Source organism: Frigoribacterium sp. CFBP 13605 (assembly GCF_014839405.1).
Taxonomy (GTDB): Bacteria; Actinomycetota; Actinomycetes; order Actinomycetales; family Microbacteriaceae; genus Frigoribacterium.
This window is the reverse complement of the sequence record NZ_JACYNS010000063.1, coordinates 1-14666: the sequence shown is the minus strand read 5'-3', so window position 1 is coordinate 14666 and position 14666 is coordinate 1. Positions and strand designations below refer to the sequence as shown.

General features: G+C 73.9%; 12 protein-coding genes. 7 read left to right on the top strand and 5 right to left on the bottom strand.

The window, feature by feature from the left end; genetic code table 11:
- Nucleotides 1-145: 145 nt before the first annotated feature.
- Nucleotides 146-1546 carry an NtaA/DmoA family FMN-dependent monooxygenase gene (locus IFT36_RS11525; protein WP_200413189.1) on the top strand — a complete coding sequence of 467 codons (1401 nt, stop codon included), beginning with the start codon at nucleotides 146-148 and terminating at the stop codon, nucleotides 1544-1546.
- A gap of 103 nt (nucleotides 1547-1649) precedes the next feature.
- On the opposite strand, the gene IFT36_RS11520 is transcribed toward IFT36_RS11525, so the two are convergent.
- Nucleotides 1650-2387, bottom strand: coding sequence for an HAD family hydrolase (locus tag IFT36_RS11520; RefSeq protein WP_200413188.1), 738 nt, complete (start codon nucleotides 2385-2387; stop codon nucleotides 1650-1652).
- Between the two features lie 142 nt (nucleotides 2388-2529).
- On the opposite strand from IFT36_RS11520, the gene IFT36_RS16515 reads away from it, so the two are divergent.
- The 3 genes from IFT36_RS16515 to IFT36_RS11505 all read left to right on the top strand — a co-directional run bounded on the left by IFT36_RS16515 (nucleotide 2530) and on the right by IFT36_RS11505 (nucleotide 4057).
- Nucleotides 2530-3243, top strand: coding sequence for a YflT domain-containing protein (locus tag IFT36_RS16515; protein WP_249408599.1), 714 nt, complete (start codon nucleotides 2530-2532; stop codon nucleotides 3241-3243).
- A 128-nt stretch (nucleotides 3244-3371) separates the two neighbouring features.
- Complete coding sequence (locus IFT36_RS11510; RefSeq protein ID WP_056048275.1) at nucleotides 3372-3611, top strand: hypothetical protein; 240 nt, start codon at nucleotides 3372-3374, stop codon at nucleotides 3609-3611.
- The gene (locus IFT36_RS11505; protein ID WP_056048272.1) at nucleotides 3608-4057 is read left to right on the top strand and encodes a MarR family winged helix-turn-helix transcriptional regulator; all 450 of its coding nucleotides are present in this window, start codon (nucleotides 3608-3610) and stop codon (nucleotides 4055-4057) included. The genes IFT36_RS11510 and IFT36_RS11505 overlap by 4 nt, the downstream gene beginning before the upstream one ends.
- A gap of 21 nt (nucleotides 4058-4078) precedes the next feature.
- Here the strand turns inward: IFT36_RS11505 and IFT36_RS11500 are convergent, their stop codons facing one another.
- Together IFT36_RS11500 and IFT36_RS11495 are read right to left on the bottom strand one after the other, a co-directional pair.
- Nucleotides 4079-4390, bottom strand: coding sequence for a hypothetical protein (locus tag IFT36_RS11500; protein ID WP_056048270.1), 312 nt, complete (start codon nucleotides 4388-4390; stop codon nucleotides 4079-4081).
- A gap of 176 nt (nucleotides 4391-4566) precedes the next feature.
- Entirely contained in the window at nucleotides 4567-5301 is a 735-nt protein-coding gene (locus tag IFT36_RS11495; protein WP_200413187.1) for a FadR/GntR family transcriptional regulator, read from the bottom strand.
- Nucleotides 5302-5513: 212 nt separating this feature from the next.
- On the opposite strand from IFT36_RS11495, the gene IFT36_RS11490 reads away from it, so the two are divergent.
- The 3 genes from IFT36_RS11490 (at nucleotide 5514) to IFT36_RS11480 (ending at nucleotide 8910) form a co-directional block, all read left to right on the top strand.
- Complete coding sequence (locus tag IFT36_RS11490; protein ID WP_200413186.1) at nucleotides 5514-6905, top strand: GntP family permease; 1392 nt, start codon at nucleotides 5514-5516, stop codon at nucleotides 6903-6905.
- Nucleotides 6905-7498, top strand: a complete 594-nt coding sequence (locus IFT36_RS11485) for a gluconokinase (protein ID WP_082452443.1) — start codon at nucleotides 6905-6907, stop codon at nucleotides 7496-7498. The genes IFT36_RS11490 and IFT36_RS11485 overlap by 1 nt, the downstream gene beginning before the upstream one ends.
- 209 nt (nucleotides 7499-7707) lie before the next feature.
- Nucleotides 7708-8910, top strand: a complete 1203-nt coding sequence (locus IFT36_RS11480) for an alcohol dehydrogenase catalytic domain-containing protein (RefSeq protein ID WP_200413185.1) — start codon at nucleotides 7708-7710, stop codon at nucleotides 8908-8910.
- An 83-nt stretch (nucleotides 8911-8993) separates the two neighbouring features.
- On the opposite strand, the gene IFT36_RS11475 is transcribed toward IFT36_RS11480, so the two are convergent.
- Together IFT36_RS11475 and IFT36_RS11470 are read right to left on the bottom strand one after the other, a co-directional pair.
- The gene (locus IFT36_RS11475) at nucleotides 8994-9533 is read right to left on the bottom strand and encodes a GNAT family N-acetyltransferase (protein WP_200413184.1); all 540 of its coding nucleotides are present in this window, start codon (nucleotides 9531-9533) and stop codon (nucleotides 8994-8996) included.
- A gap of 143 nt (nucleotides 9534-9676) precedes the next feature.
- Nucleotides 9677-14666 (bottom strand): glycoside hydrolase family 3 N-terminal domain-containing protein (locus IFT36_RS11470; RefSeq protein WP_200413183.1); only part of this gene is annotated, 4990 nt, incomplete at its 5' end.

Sequence of the window (14666 nt, the reverse complement as noted above, 5' to 3'; positions counted from 1 at the left end):
CGGCCGTCGACCGCGCGGCCGTCGACGCGATCGCGGCGCTCGTCGCCCGCGTCCGCGCCGCCGCCGTCCCCGCCTGAGGGGAGCCCCGTGTTAAGACCTTGTTTCGGGGCTGGACTCTGGGTGAACCATCCGGTTCACTGACGGCATGAAGCAGATCCGTCTCGGTGTGTTCGAAGTCGCCGGCCCCCAGGTCGGCGGCACCCTCAGCTGGTCCCACCCGCGCAGCGACTCGCTCGGCTACCACGGGCTCGACCTGTGGATCGGCATGGCGAAGCTGCTCGACGCGGCCGGCTTCGACTTCCTGTTCTTCGCCGACGGGTTCGGCTACCCGTCGGTCGACGGCGACCTGCCCGAGACCGCGGCGCGGGGCGGCATCAACTTCCCCGGCATGGACCCGGCCCTGCTGATCCCGACCCTGGCCCGCGAGACCGAACGCCTCGGCTTCGTCGTCACCTCGTCGACCGGCCTCGACCACCCCGTGCAGTCGGCCCGCCGCTTCGCCACGCTCGACCACCTGACGGGCGGCCGCATCGGCTGGAACATCGTCACGGGCGCCTCGCAGAACACCGTCGCCGAGCTGTTCGGCCACGACCAGATGCGCGGCCACGACGCCCGCTACGACCAGGCCGACGAGTACGTCGACCTGGCGATCACGCTCTGGGAGGGCTGCTGGGAGGACGGCGCGTTCCGCGGCGACGCCGAGGCGGGCGTCCTCGCCGACCGAGACCGGATCCACCGGGTCGAGTTCGCCGGCGAGCACTTCCGGTCGTCCGGCTACTTCACGGTCGCCCCGTCGCCGCAGCGGACGCCCGTCCTGTTCCAGGCCGGCACGTCCGACCGGGGGCGCGCCTACGCCGCGCGCAACGCCGAGTGCGTCTTCGTGCAGGGCACGACGGTGCCGAAGACGGCCGCGAACGTCGCCGACATCCGCGCGAAGGCGGCCGCCCTCGGCCGCGACCCCGAGTCGGTCAAGATCATGGTCGGGCTCACCGTCACGGTGGCCCCGACCCACGACGAGGCCGTCGCGCTGCGGAAGGAGTTCGACGACCTGCAGACCGACGAGGTCGTCGCCGTCCTCTACGCGGGCAACACGGGCATCGACCTGCTCTCGCTCGACCCGTCCCGCGACCTGACGCAGCTGCAGGACGACGGAGGCCCCGTCGGGCAGATGGGTCAGAGCAACATCGACCGGTTCCTGCCGAAGGACGGTTCGCCGGCCCCGACCGTGCGCGAGATCCTCGACGACCTGCGAGGCAAGGGCACCCGGGGGCTCCAGCTGGTCGGCGACCCCGTCGAGGTCGCGGACGAGCTCGAGCGGCTCGTCGACGAGACCGACCTCGACGGATTCCTGATCGAGCCGATCTTCGGCACGGCCGACCTGGCCGACTTCGCCGACCTCGTCGTGCCCGAACTGCGTCGCCGCGGCCGGATGCCGGCCGAGCCGGCCACGGGCACGCTGCGGGAGCAGATGCTCGGCCGTCCCGGCGCACACCTCTCGGCCGACCACCCGGGTGCCCGCTTCGCGGTGGTGCGGGCGACGGTCTGACGCCGACGCCGACGCCGCCGGGTGGTGCGCCTCCCCGGGGACCGTGTCCCGGCGGCGCGGGCGGCTCAGGGCGTGCGGCTGGTCCGGGGAGGCGCGGCTCGGCTCAGGAGGCGCGTCCCGCCCAGGCGCGGATCGCCGGGTACAGCTCGGGCAGCGTCCCCGCGCGATGCGTCGGCCGGGCGTCCGCGGAGGGGAACCGCTCGACCAACGCGGTCGGCGAACCCTGGGTGGCGGCCGGTTCGAGGTCGTTCGGCCAGATGTCGCCCACGCTGAGCAGACGGTCGGGGCGGCCGGCGAGACCCGCGTCGGCGCGGAGCCGGTCGAGCACGGCGGGCAGCCCGGACGGTTTGCGCGCGTCGGTGACGATCTCGTCGACGCGGTCGGCGAGGCCCAGTCGTTCGAGGGGCTGGACGACGCCGTGCTCGGGGGAGTTCGTCACGAGCACGACGTGCACGCCGTCGGGCAGCGAGTCGAGCAGCTCGGCGAGTCCGTCCGGCGCCTCGATCTCGAGGCGCCCGTCCGCGAGGGCCGCCCGGGCCCCGGCGTAGGCGGCCGAGCGGGCCGCGTCGGCGACGCCGAGGGCACGTGAGACCCGCTCGGCGACGACGTACCCGTCGGGCGACCCGTCGGCCTCGGCCAGGGCGGCGTCGACCCCGGCGGGTTCGTCGGCGAGCGGGCTGCCGACGAACCGGGCCAGCACCGCTTCGACCAGCCGGGGTGGATGCCGCTCGTCGATCGCCGGGAGGGCCTCGTCCAGGAGGCGCGCGTAGGTCAGGACGGCGCCGTCGCCCAGGCAGACGGTCCCGTCGAAGTCGAGCACGAGGACGTGGGTGGTGGTCATCCGTCGATCCTGCCCCACGTGACCGACACCCGAGCATGGGAGGGGCCGTGGTGCGGCCGGTGGGACTGGGAGCGGGCCAAGGAATGCTGTGGGCCGTCTGTGCATTCCCTCCGCGTCGACGCGGGCGCGATAGAACGGGAGCATGAGCAACGAGCAGGACACCACGCCCACCCCCGACGACCGCCCCCGCCCCGCGTACGGCGAGTACGCACCGCAGTCCGCCGGGCAGCCGGCAGGCGACCAGGGTCAGCAGGCCGGGCAGGCCCCGGGCCCGTCGGGCACCGTGCCGGGTCAGGGCGACCAGTCGGGTGCGCCGTACGGCCAGCCCGGCTACGGCCAGCCCGGGCCGCAGGCCACGCCGACGACGGGCACCCCGGGCCCCGGCGGCATCGGCGCCTTCGCGGGTGCGGGTTACCCCCAGGTGCTCGCCTCGTTCACGAAGTACGAGGACGCCCAGTCGGCCGTCGACCTCTTGTCGGACGAGGGCTTCCCCGTCGAGAGCGTGTCGATCGTCGGGCACGACATCCGGACCGTCGAGAACGTGTCGGGTCGGTTGACCTCGGGCAAGGCCGCGGGACGCGGCGCCGGTGGCGGAGCGTGGTTCGGCCTGCTGCTCGGCTTGCTCTTCGGCATCTTCGCCCCGTCGGGTGCCTGGATCGGCGTGCTGCTCGTCGCCGTCGGCCTCGGTGCGCTGTGGGGGGCGCTGTGGGGCTTCGTCGGCCACAAGATGCTGCGTGGTCGTCGCGACTTCTCGTCGGTCCGCACCATGGAGGCCGGTCGGTACGAGGTGCTGGTCCGTGGCGAACTCGCCGCCCGGGCGCACCAGACGCTGGCGCAGGGTCGCAAGGTCGCCTGAGCGACGCCACCCGCGCCTCCTCGGTTCCGCCGTTCCGCGCCCGCCCCGTTCGTCGGGGCGGGCGCGGTCGTGTCTCCACCGGCCGCAACCCTGTCGTTGGGGCACCAATCATTGGTAGACTCACCATCATGACGAGACCCGAGCGGCACCACGACCACGGCAGCAGGTTCGGCGACCTGGTCGAGCGCATGAACGCCCGACTGCGTCCTTACATCGGTGGCGCGCAGCTGGGGCTGAAGAACGAGGCGCCGGCGGTGGCCCCCCAGCACGGTGGCACCTGCCCGCTCTGCGGCGCCCCGATGGACGAGCACGTCGTCGACCGCACGGGCGTCCGCACCATGGTGCACTGCCCGGCGCCGCGGGCATGAGCGCCGCCGGCGCCGATCCGCTCGAACTCGAGAGCCAGATCTGCTTCGCGCTCTCGGTCGCCTCGCGGGGCGTCGTGGCGGCCTACCGTCCGGTGCTCGAGCCGCTCGGGCTGACGCACCCGCAGTACCTCGTCATGCTGGCCCTCTGGCAGCACGCACCGCTGTCGGGTCGTGAGCTCAGTCGTCTGCTGCGGCTCGACCCGGGCACGCTCAGTCCGCTGCTCAAGCGGCTCGAGGCCCAGGGCATGCTCACCCGAGCGCGCCGGGCCGACGACGAGCGCGCGCTGTCGATCGAGCTGACCCCGGCCGGTGCCGCGTCGAGGCGTGAGGCCGAGAGCATCCCCGCCCGCATGATGGCGCGGCTCGGGGTGACGCCCGACGAGCTCGTCGTGCTGCACCGCACGATGACGAAGCTGATCGCGGCGGCCGACGCCGAGGGCGACTGACCCCCTCGTCCCCGCCGTGCCTCAGCGCAGCGGCGCGGGGACGCTCGCCGAGCGCGACCACACGACGTCGACGGTGCGCCCGAGGACGCGGGTCGCGATCTCGCCCGCCAGCGCCTCGCGGAAGTGCGACGCGGCCCGCTCGTCCGAGACCACGACGTCGACCCGCAGACCCGCGAGCTCGTCGGTCACCAGGGCGGGACCGTCGGCGAAGCGCACGAGGTACTGGTGGTCCGTGACGGGGACGTTCTCGTAGTGGTCGCGGAGGCTCTTCTCGAGCAGGCGGACCGAGTGGATTCCGTCCTTCGGCTTGACGAGGGCGCTGAGCGAGATCATGCGTCGATGCTCCACCCCGGGGGCGACCGGTGCGTGAACGGGACGTGACGGGCGCCTGTGCGTCCACCGCGCCTCCTCGGTGGGTCGGCCGTACGCGCCGATGGCGCGGCCGGGGCCGGGCGGGAGGCTGTCGCCGAGCAACGGCCACGGCCGGGCGGGCGGGCGGTCGGGGCCGATCAGACGGCGGGGGAGCCGCCCGACTCGGCCACGAACTCGTCGACGGTCGTGTCGATCAGCCGCCACGAGCGGGAGAAGGCCTCGTCGGCGTCGCCGGCCCGGATCGCGAGGGCGAGGTCGAGGTGCAGTCCGGCCGCCGCGGGCGTGTACTCGGTGATGGTGAAGCGGCGTTCTTCGGTCCGGGTGCGCAGCAGGGCCTCGACGGTCGACGCGAAGTGGCCGATGACGTCGTTGCCCGAGCCGCGCAGCACGGCGGTGTGGAACGCGACGTCGGCCTCGAGGTAGGCGCGGCCGTCACCGGACGCGGCGGCGGCGACCATCGTGCGGGCGGCGTCCTCGACGGCGGAGGCCTGGTCGGGGGTGAAGGCGAGCGCGCTCAGTCGGGCCGCGACCGGCTCGAGGCCGAGCCGCAGCTCGAGCAGTTCGCGCATCTGGACGAAGTACTCGGGACTGCGACCGCGCCAGAGGATGATCTGCGGGTTCATGAGGTCCCACGAGGTGCGGGGGAGCACCTGCGTGCCGATGCGCTGACGCGGCTCGACCATGCCGAGCGACTGCAGCACGCGGAGGGCCTCGCGCAGCACCGAGCGGGACACCGTGAAGCGGACGGCCAGGTCGTCGAGGTTCAGGATGGAGCCCACGGCCAGTCGACCGTCGACGATCTCGCTTCCGAGGACGTCGACCACCCGGGCGTGCAGGCCGCGTTCTCGTGATGCTGCGAGGCCGGGGGTCATCGACGACTCCTTGATCGAGGGGGGTGGGCAGGCAGGTGGCGGGGTGGTGCCGACTGTGGCACACTCCATAAGTCTGATTATTCACACTAATCAGATTCGTTCGTGGGACAAGACTGCCAGACATCCGTCCGGCGCCGACGGACGACAACCCCCCGGGCTCCGGCCCACGACGAAGAGGTCGCAGTGAAGCGTCCTCGGAAGGACGCGACGGAATGCACCTCCTCGCAGCGGCCACGGCCGCCCCCACGCCCTCGGGCACCGACGCGCAGTTGATCATCGCGGCCCTCGTGGGCATCGTCGTGATCGTCGGCCTCATCACCTGGCTCAAGGTCCACCCCTTCCTGGCGCTGCTGCTCGGCGCCGTCGGGGTCGGCATCGGCGCCGGCCTCGCCCCGGGCGACGCCGTCACGAGCTTCGGCACGGGCTTCGGATCGACCATGACGAGCGTCGGCATCCTGATCGGGCTCGGCGCGATGTTCGGCAAGCTGCTCAGCGACTCGGGCGGAGCGGACCGCATCGTCGACACCCTCATCTCGCGCTCGTCGCAGAAGGCGCTGCCCTGGGTGATGGCCCTGATCGGCGCGCTGATCGGCCTGCCGATGTTCTTCGAGGTCGGCCTCGTGCTGCTGATCCCCGTGATCGTGCTCGTCGCCCGCCGGTCGGGCCTGCCGCTCATGCGCATCGCGATCCCGGCGCTCGCCGGCCTCTCGGCGATGCACGCCCTCGTGCCCCCGCACCCCGGCCCGCTGCTCGCCGTCTCGACCGTGGGCGCCGACCTCGGCCTGACGCTCGGCCTCGGCGTGCTCGTCGCGATCCCCACGGTGATCGTCGCCGGCCCGCTGTTCTCGACGCTCGCCGCGAAGTGGGCGCCCGTGCCGGTCCCCGACCTCTTCGTCTCGAAGGAAGAGGACGGCGGCGAGGGCTCGGCCCGCAAGCGCCCGAGCTTCGTCAACGCCCTGATCGGCATCCTGCTGCCCGTCGTGCTCATGCTCGCGCGCTCGATCCGCGAGGCGGCGCTGCCCACGGCGACCCGCACCTGGGTCGACCTGCTCGAGTTCCTCGGGACGCCGATGGTCGCGTTGACCGTCGCCGTGCTCTACGCGATGGTCTTCTACGCCCGCGCCGGGGGCATGGACAAGGCCGCCGTGTCGAAGACGCTCGGTTCGTCGCTGCCCGACGTCGCCGGCATCCTGCTCATCGTCGGCGCCGGTGGCGGGTTCAAACAGGTCCTGATCGACACGGGCATCGGCACCGTGATCGGTGACGCGGTGTCGGAGTCGGGCGTGAGCGTCCTGCTCGTCGCCTGGGTGGTCGCGGCACTCGTCCGCGTCGCCACCGGGTCGGCCACCGTCGCCACGGTCACGGCCGCCGGCATCATGGCCCCGCTCGCGGCCGACATGTCGACCCCCGAGGCGTCGTTGCTGGTGCTCGCCATCGGCGCGGGCTCGGTCTTCCTGTCGCACGTGAACGACGCCGGCTTCTGGCTGATCAAGGAGTACCTCGGCACCACGGTCGGCCAGAACTTCAGGACCTGGAGCCTGATGGAGTGCGTCCTCAGCCTCACGGCCCTCGCCGGGGTCATGCTCGCGAGCGTGTTCATCTGATGACCGTCCTCGAGAACGCGGACCGCGCCTCCTCGGCTGCCGCGCCGGATGCGGGAGGCGCGGTGCCGGCGGGCGGTCCGTACGCCGCCGACCCCGTGCTCGTCGTCATGGGCGTGTCGGGTTCGGGCAAGTCGACCGTCGCGGCCCTGCTCGCCGAGCGGCTCGGCTGGGACTCGTACGAGGGCGACGACCTGCATCCCGACGAGAACGTCGAGAAGATGGCGGCCGGCACCCCGCTCGACGACGACGACCGGGCACCCTGGCTCGACACGGTCTCGTCCTGGATCGTCGAACACGCCCTGGCGGGTGTGCCCGGCGTGATCACCTGCTCGGCGCTGAAACGGAAGTACCGCGACGTGCTGCGCGAGCACAACGTCGTCTTCGTCTACCTGCGCGGCAGCCGCGACCTGCTCGGCGACCGCATGGCCGCCCGCGAGGGCCACTTCATGCCGACCGCCCTGCTCGACTCGCAGGTCGCGACGCTCGAACCGCCCGAGGCCGACGAGCGGCACGTCGTGGTCGACGCCGGCCGGTCGCCCGAGGACGAGGCCGACGACGTGATCCGGGCGCTGGGGCTGACGCCGGTCGCCTGACCCGGGCCGCGCCTCCGTCACTCCTGCCGGTGCCGTGACCGGGGCCCGAGCGGGCTGGAGATGCTGGCCACGGGGTGGGTGACGGCATCTCCTGCCCACACGACCGTGCGACGCGTTCACCGGGTGGACGCCCGCGGTTCGCCGGACCGCCACCCGCCCTGCCTAGGGTCGTGGCGTGCGCCGGAGGCGGGTGCGAGGGGTGGGGGACGATGTCGAGGGCGACGCAGGCGGGGCGGCCGCGGGTCGACCCGATGCGTCCCGTGCTCGACGGCCACGACGTGTGCCTCGACCCGCCGGCGTCGGCACAGGTCTGGCTCGGCACCGGGGTCGGAAGCGGACACGGCTTCAGCGAGATCGCCGTGCCCGGGGTGCGCCTCGCGCGCGGGGACGCCCTGATCGCCGTCGAGCTCACGGCCGTCCGCCTCGACGTGGTGCGCTCCCTCGGCGATCGGGGGGCGGCGTGCCTGCCCGTGGTGCCGGGCGGCTCGGCGGTCGGGCAGGTCGTCGAGGCCGACGAGCACGCCCGCGCCCACGACGGCCGACGGCTGCGGCCCGGCATGCGCGTCGTCTGGTCCGGCACGGTGGCGTGCGGTCGGTGCGTCCCGTGTCATCGGGGTCTGACCTCGGCCTGCGTCTCGGGGGAGCGGTACGGCGAGGAGCGCACGCGGCGCAGCTGGCAGTTGTCCGGCACGGTCGCGAGCCACGTGCACCTGCGCCGGGGGACCACCGTGGTAGTCGTCGCCGACGACGTGCCCGCGGCCGTGCTCGCCCCGGTGGCGGGCGTGACCGCGACGGCCGCGGAGGTGCTGCACCGCGCCTCCTCGGTGCTCGGACTCTCGGGGGTGCCGTCACTCGCGGGCCAGGTCGTCGTCGTGTCGGGGGCGGGTGCCGTCGGACTGGTCGCGACGGCGATGGCCACGGACGCCGGGGCGCGCGTCGTGGTCGTCGACCCCGAGGAGGCGCGGCGCGAGAGGTCGCGCGCGTTCGGCGCCGTCGCCGTGGCCGACCCCGGGGCGGCGACCGGGCCGCACGCCCTGTCTCGCGTGCTCGCGTCGGTCGACCGGTCGGGGCGTCACCGCACGGTGGGGCTCGCTTTCGACGGGGTCGCGGCGGCGTCGGCCCTGGTCGAGCGGGTGGCCGTCGGGGGAGTCGTGGTGCTGGCGGGGGCGGCAGCGCGCGGCGGGGAGGTCGGCGCGAGCGGTGCCCGACTGGTCGAGGGGCTCGTCACGGTCGGCGGCGTGCGCGAGGCGGAGCCGGCGCGTCTCGACTCGTCCGTGGCGTGGGCGACCGAGGCGTGGCGACGGTGGCCGCTGGAGTCGCTCGTGGGCGGGACGATCCCGCTGGCGGAGGTGGGCACGGTGCTCGCCGCGGCGGACGTGGACGACCGCCTGGTCGGGGTCGAGCCCGGGTAGGCCACAGGGTGGGGCCGGTCGCGTCTCGCGTGCCCCCTGCCTCGGCGGTCCGTCGCCCGGAGCGGCGTCGCCGGTGGCGCGGGTCAGGAGGCGCGGCTCAGGCGGTACAGCACGTGCGGCCGGAGAGCGTGGCCCGGCGGGAGGGCGGGGTGCTCGAAGTCGTCGGCGGGGTCGTGCGTCATGCCGAGGCGGCGCATCACGCGGCGGGACGGTTCGTTGGTCGCCGCCGTGAAGCTGACGAGGGCGGGCAGGTCGGCGCCGGACGGGTCGAACGCGAACCGGACGACCTCTCGGGCGGCCTCGGTGGCGACGCCCTGACCCCAGGCCTCACGGGCGAGTCGCCACCCGATCTCGACCTGCCCCACGAGCGCGGGGTCGAACGTGGGACGGGACAGCCCGACGAAGCCGACGAACGCGCCCGAGTCGCGACGCTCGACGGCCCACAGCCCGAAGCCGTCCGCCTCGATCGCGGCGTCGAGCCGGTCGACCAGGGCGTCGCTCTCGGCACGCGTGCGGGTCGAGGGGAAGTACGTCATCACCTCGGGGTCGGCGTTGAGGGCCGCGAACGGCGCACGGTCGGACTCGTGCCAGCGGCGCAGCAGCAGGCGGTCGGTGGTGAGCACCCCGTGACGCTAGCAGCGGCTGCGTTCAGGTGACGCAGCGCCGACGCGACGACGAACCCCGTTCCGAACGATGCACCCGGAAGAAGCGGGGTGCATCGTTCGAGACGGGGTTCGTGGGGGAGGCGCGGTGCGGCGGGGGCGCGTCAGCCGCGGTCGCGAGGCCGACGCAGCCGCAGGGCGACCCCGAGCGCCACGATCAGGAACGCCGCGAGGGCGATGCCGATCCACTCGCCCGAGCCGGTCCAGGCGAGCCCGACCGGCGACGCCACGACGGTGCCGCCCGTGCCCGTGCCCGTGCCCGAGCCTCCGCCACCCGGCGTGCCCGGCGTGCCCGTGCCCGGCGTCCCGCCACCCGGCGTCCCCGGGTCGCCCGGCACCGCCGCGGCGAGCACCGTCAGGGTGGCCCGGGCGATCTGTCCCGTCCCCTCGAGCTCGACGACGTGCGTCCCGGGTTCGAGGTCGGCCGGCACGACGAACCGCAGCACGCCGACCCCGGCCGCCGTGGCCGTCGTGGCGCCGATCGACTTCGGCTCCGAGAACACGGTGCCCGCGAGGTCCTCCCCGGCGACGAACCCGGTGGCCGTGATCGACACCGTGTCGCCCGGGCGGGCGGTCGCGGGGTCGAGCGTGCCGGGCACGACGACCTTCGTCGGCTCGACGACGTCCAGATCGATGCCGAGCACCGTCGCGAAGCCGGCCAGTGCCACGTCCGGCAGACCGCGCTGCAGAGCGTTCTCGGCGTCGGCCGTCAGGGCCGCCGACCCGTCGACCGCCGTGCCGTCCACCATCGCCTGCTGGGCGAGGTCGCGGGCGACCGACACGAGGGCGTCCGACGTGGACATCGCACCGAGGTCGGTCCCGCCGACCGGGGCGACGGCGGCGAGCAGGAGGCGCAGCGCGGCGGCGGCGTCCGTCACGGCACCGTCGCCGTCCCACACGTCGGCGTCGAGCACGGCCTGCACCGCCGCTCGGGAGGCGCCCTCGGGCAGGGAGGCGACCAGCGCCTCCAGACGCTCGCGGGCACCGTCCGTGCGCAGGCCCCAGCCGTACGGGTAGAGCGGCTCGTAGTCGGCGTCGCCCACGTTGATCGGCACCTGGTCGGCGCGGGCCGCCCAGGTCACGGGCAGGCGCCCGGTGAACGGTCGGTCGCCGAACAGCACGTCGGCGACGCCCGCACCCTCGGAGCCCGGCAGCGACGACGCGACGACCGCGTCCGCGACGCTCACGACGTCGCCGAGCAGTTGCGGTCGGCCCGAGACCACGAGCACCACGCACGATGCGGCAGCGGCGCAGACCGTGTCGACGATCGCCTGGTCGGAGGCCGTCAGCGACAGGCTCGAGCCGTTGTTCGGCACGTCGCCCTGGCCCTCGGCGTACGGACGCTCGCCGACCACGACGACGCCGGTCTGACCGGCGCCGATCGGTGCCGAGGCGTCGGGGCTGAGGGTGACCGAGGCGCCGGGAGCGACCTCACGGATGCCCTCGGCGATGCTCGTGCCCGTCGTCGTGTCGCCCGATCCGCCCTGCCAGCTGATCGTCCAGCCGCCCATCTGGCGGCCGAGGTCGTCCGCGCTGGAGCCGGCCACGTACAGGTCCGCGTCCGCGGCCAACGGCAGCGCGCCTCCGGCGTTCTTCAGCAGCACCTGCGACTCGCCGGCGGCCTGACGGGCGACGGCGCGGTTCTCGGCCGAGCCGACGCCGTCGACGTTGGTGCGGTCGGCGAACGGCTGCTCGAACAGGTTGAGGTCGAACTTCTGCGTGAGGATGCGACGCACGGCGTCGTCGACCCGCGACTCGGCCACGTCACCGGAGCGGACGGCCGCCACGATCGCGTCGATGAACGCGCCGTAGTTGTACGGCGCCATCGCCATGTCGAGCCCGGCGTTCACCGATCGCACGGCCTTGTCGGCGTAGCTGCCGCCGGGCAGCTTGTCGATGCCCTCCCAGTCGCTGATCAGGAAGCCCTGGAACCCCAGGTCGCCCTTCAACAGGTCGTCGTTCAGTGCCGCGTTCTCGTGCATGCGCACGGGCCCGTCGCCCAGGTCGACCGCCGAGTACGACGTCATGATCGTGCCCACGCCCGCCTCGAGTGCCGGCAGGTACGGGTCGACGTGCAGCCGGGTGAAGTCCTCGAGCGAGTCGGCGTGCGTGACGCCCTGGTCGATCGGGTACGCACCCGTGCCGGCCACGGACTCGTCGTAGCTCGTGCCGCCGTCTCCGGCCCAGTGCTTGGCCGTGGCCAGCACCTCGTCGGCGCCGCCGATGTCGGTCGGGTCCTCACCCTGCAGGCCGATCACCGACGGGGCGGCGAAGGTGCGCACCAGGTCGGGGTCCTCGCCGAACGACTCGTAACTGCGGCCCCACCGCTCGTCGCGGGACACGCAGAGGCACGGGGAGAAGGTCCACGGCACGCCCGTCGCGCGCACCTCGGTCGCCGTGACCTCGGCGATCCGCTCGACGAGGGCCGGGTCGCGGGTCGCGCCGAGGCCGGTGTTGTGCGGGAAGATCGTCGCGCCCACCACGTTGCTGTGGCCGTGCACGGCGTCCACGCCGTAGACCATCGGGATCTGCAGGCGAGTCGACAGCGCCTCGCGCTGGTACGCGTCCACCATGTCGGCCCAGGCCACCGCGGTGTTGCCCTCGGGCACCGAGCCGCCACCGCTCAGCAGCGAGCCGAGAGCGCGCCCGCTGACGTCCTGGGGCGACGACAGGCCGAGCCGCTCGGCCTGTGCCATCTGGCCCACCTTCTCGTCGAGCGTCATGCGGCCGAGCAGGTCGGCGACGCGGTCGGCCGTCGGCAGCGACGGGTCGAGGTACGGCAGGTCGTGCGCGCCGTTCACGACGCGCGGACCGTCACCGACCTTCGCCGTGGTCGAGGCCAGCGCGACCGCGAACTCCTTCGACTCGGCGGCCCCCGAGGAGGCGCGGGTCGACACGGTCACGGGTTGCGCCGTCCCCGAGGCGGTCCCCGCCGCGAAGGTCACGGTGCCCGAGGCCGCGTCGTAGTCGGTGCCCTCGACGGCCGTGCCGTCGGCGGTCGACCAGTCGACCGACACGTCCGACGCCAACGGCTCGTCACCCGCGGTCGTCACGGTCAGCGGGATCTCGACCGAGCCGCCGGCGTCCACCAGGTAGACGTCCTGCGACGGGTCGACCGTGACGGACGCGGCGCTCGCCGGGGTGCCGTAGAGCTGCGTGTCGTCGAGGGCGTAGCCGACCGGGGCGGGCGTGCCCGGGGTGAAGGTGAACGAGTAGCCGAACGCGCTCGTCAGGTCGAGGGTGCCGTTCGTCGTCGCGGCGTCACCCGGCTGGTAGCCGGATGGCGTGAACGCCGAGAAGGGCAGCTCGACGAGCTTCCAGCGGTTGGTGCTGCTGCCCCAGTTGTCCTTGAAGGTCGTCGCCCACAGCTCGCTGGTCTCGGCGCTGTCGCCGCCGGCCGGGTCGCCGTCCTTGAGCTCGACCTTGATGTCGGCGCCCGCCGTCGGGGAGGCCGGGTTGTTCGCCTGCGAGGCGTACCACCAGAAGCGCAGGCCCTGGTAGCTCGACCAGTCCTGGCTGTCGGCGAGGTTGTGGCTGAGGCCGCCGTAGCCGCCGGCCGGGATCGACGAGGTGCCGCTCAGCACGTGGTTGTCGGCGCGGCCGTCGCGCTCCTGCACGGTGACGTCGCGGCTGATGGTGGGCTCGAGCGGCGCGGGTGAACCCCAGGTGAAGAAGCCGAGCGGGTCGGCCGTCGTGCCGAGCGGGACGTCGCCTTCGAAGTCCTCGATCATCGTCGCGCGCTCGAAGAGGGCGACGTCGTCGACCTGCCAGGTGCCCGCGCCGAGGCCGGTCAGGGTCACGGCGAAGCCGGTCGACGCCGACGGGTCGAAGCGCAGGTCGCTGGACGGCTGGCCCTTCTGACGGAGGTCGGCGAACAGCACGCTGACCTGCTTCCAGTCCGCGCTGTCGTCGACGACGGTCTGCTCGAAGAGGGCGCCGTCGCCGTTCTTCAGCTCGTAGCGCAGGGGCAGGCCCGAGGCGGCGCCCTTGAACCAGAACGAGAAGCCGTCGTGGTCGCTCCAGTCCGTGGCGGGGACGTCGTGCGAGAAGCCGAACCAGCTCTCGGCGGTGGTCGGGCCGGCGACGGTGACGCGCAGGGCCTGGACGCCGGTCGCTCCCTCGCGCTGCGCCTCCCCGGTCTCGAGGGTCGGGGTGACGGCGGGGCTCTGGCCCCAGCCGAAGTAGCCGCTCGGCACGCCGCCCTCGAAGTCGTCGAGCACCGTGGTCGCGCCGACGTTCGGCAGGGTGCCCGTCGGGGTGAGCGCGACGGTGAGCGTGGCCCGCGTGCCGACGACCGTCGGGTCGCTCGGCTCGGACGCGGTCAGCTCGATCGACCTGCGGGGCGTGAGGGCGCCCGTCGAGGTCGTGACGAGGTCCACGGAGGCGCTGGTCTCGCCGGGCGCGAAGGTGACGGTCTCGTCGAGCGCCGTGTAGTCGGTGCCCGCCACCGCCGTGCCGCCGGTGGAGCGCACCCGGACGGTGACCGGCTCGTCGCTCGGACCGGTCAGGCTGAGGCCCGCGGTCAGGGTCTGGCCGGCCGCGACGGTCGCGGTCGACCGGTCGAAGGTGACCGAGCGCGTCTCGGCCTCACCGAAGACCTGCAGGCCGAAGGCCGAGTAGCCGTAGAAGTGGGGGCGTGCCGGGTCCCAGGTCGCGGCCGAGCGGTGCAGCATGCTGACGCGCACGTAGCGGGCCTCGGTGGGCGTCGACAAGGTCACGTCGTCGCGGCCGCCGTCGCTCGCGACGGTCTGCGCGGTGGTCCAGCTCGCCGGCAGGGTCGGGTCGCCCGACGTGACGTCGACCGTGTAGTCGGTCGCGTACGAGGCCTCCCAGTCGAGGCCGATCGCGTCGACGCGGGCGGTGCCGCCGAGGTCGACGATCACCGACGCGGTGAACTCGACGTCCTCGTCGGGCCCGTTGCCGCTCGCCCAGCGGGTCGCCGGATCGCCGTCGATCAGGGCCTCGGCGGGGAACGTGCCGTCGCCGTCGGCCTGGCTCGCCGAGGCGGTCACCGTGCCGAAGCGGGCGAGGTCGACCGGTGCGGCCTGCGCGGCGATCGCGGGCAGGCCGCTGAGCAGCAGGGCCGCGGCGGCG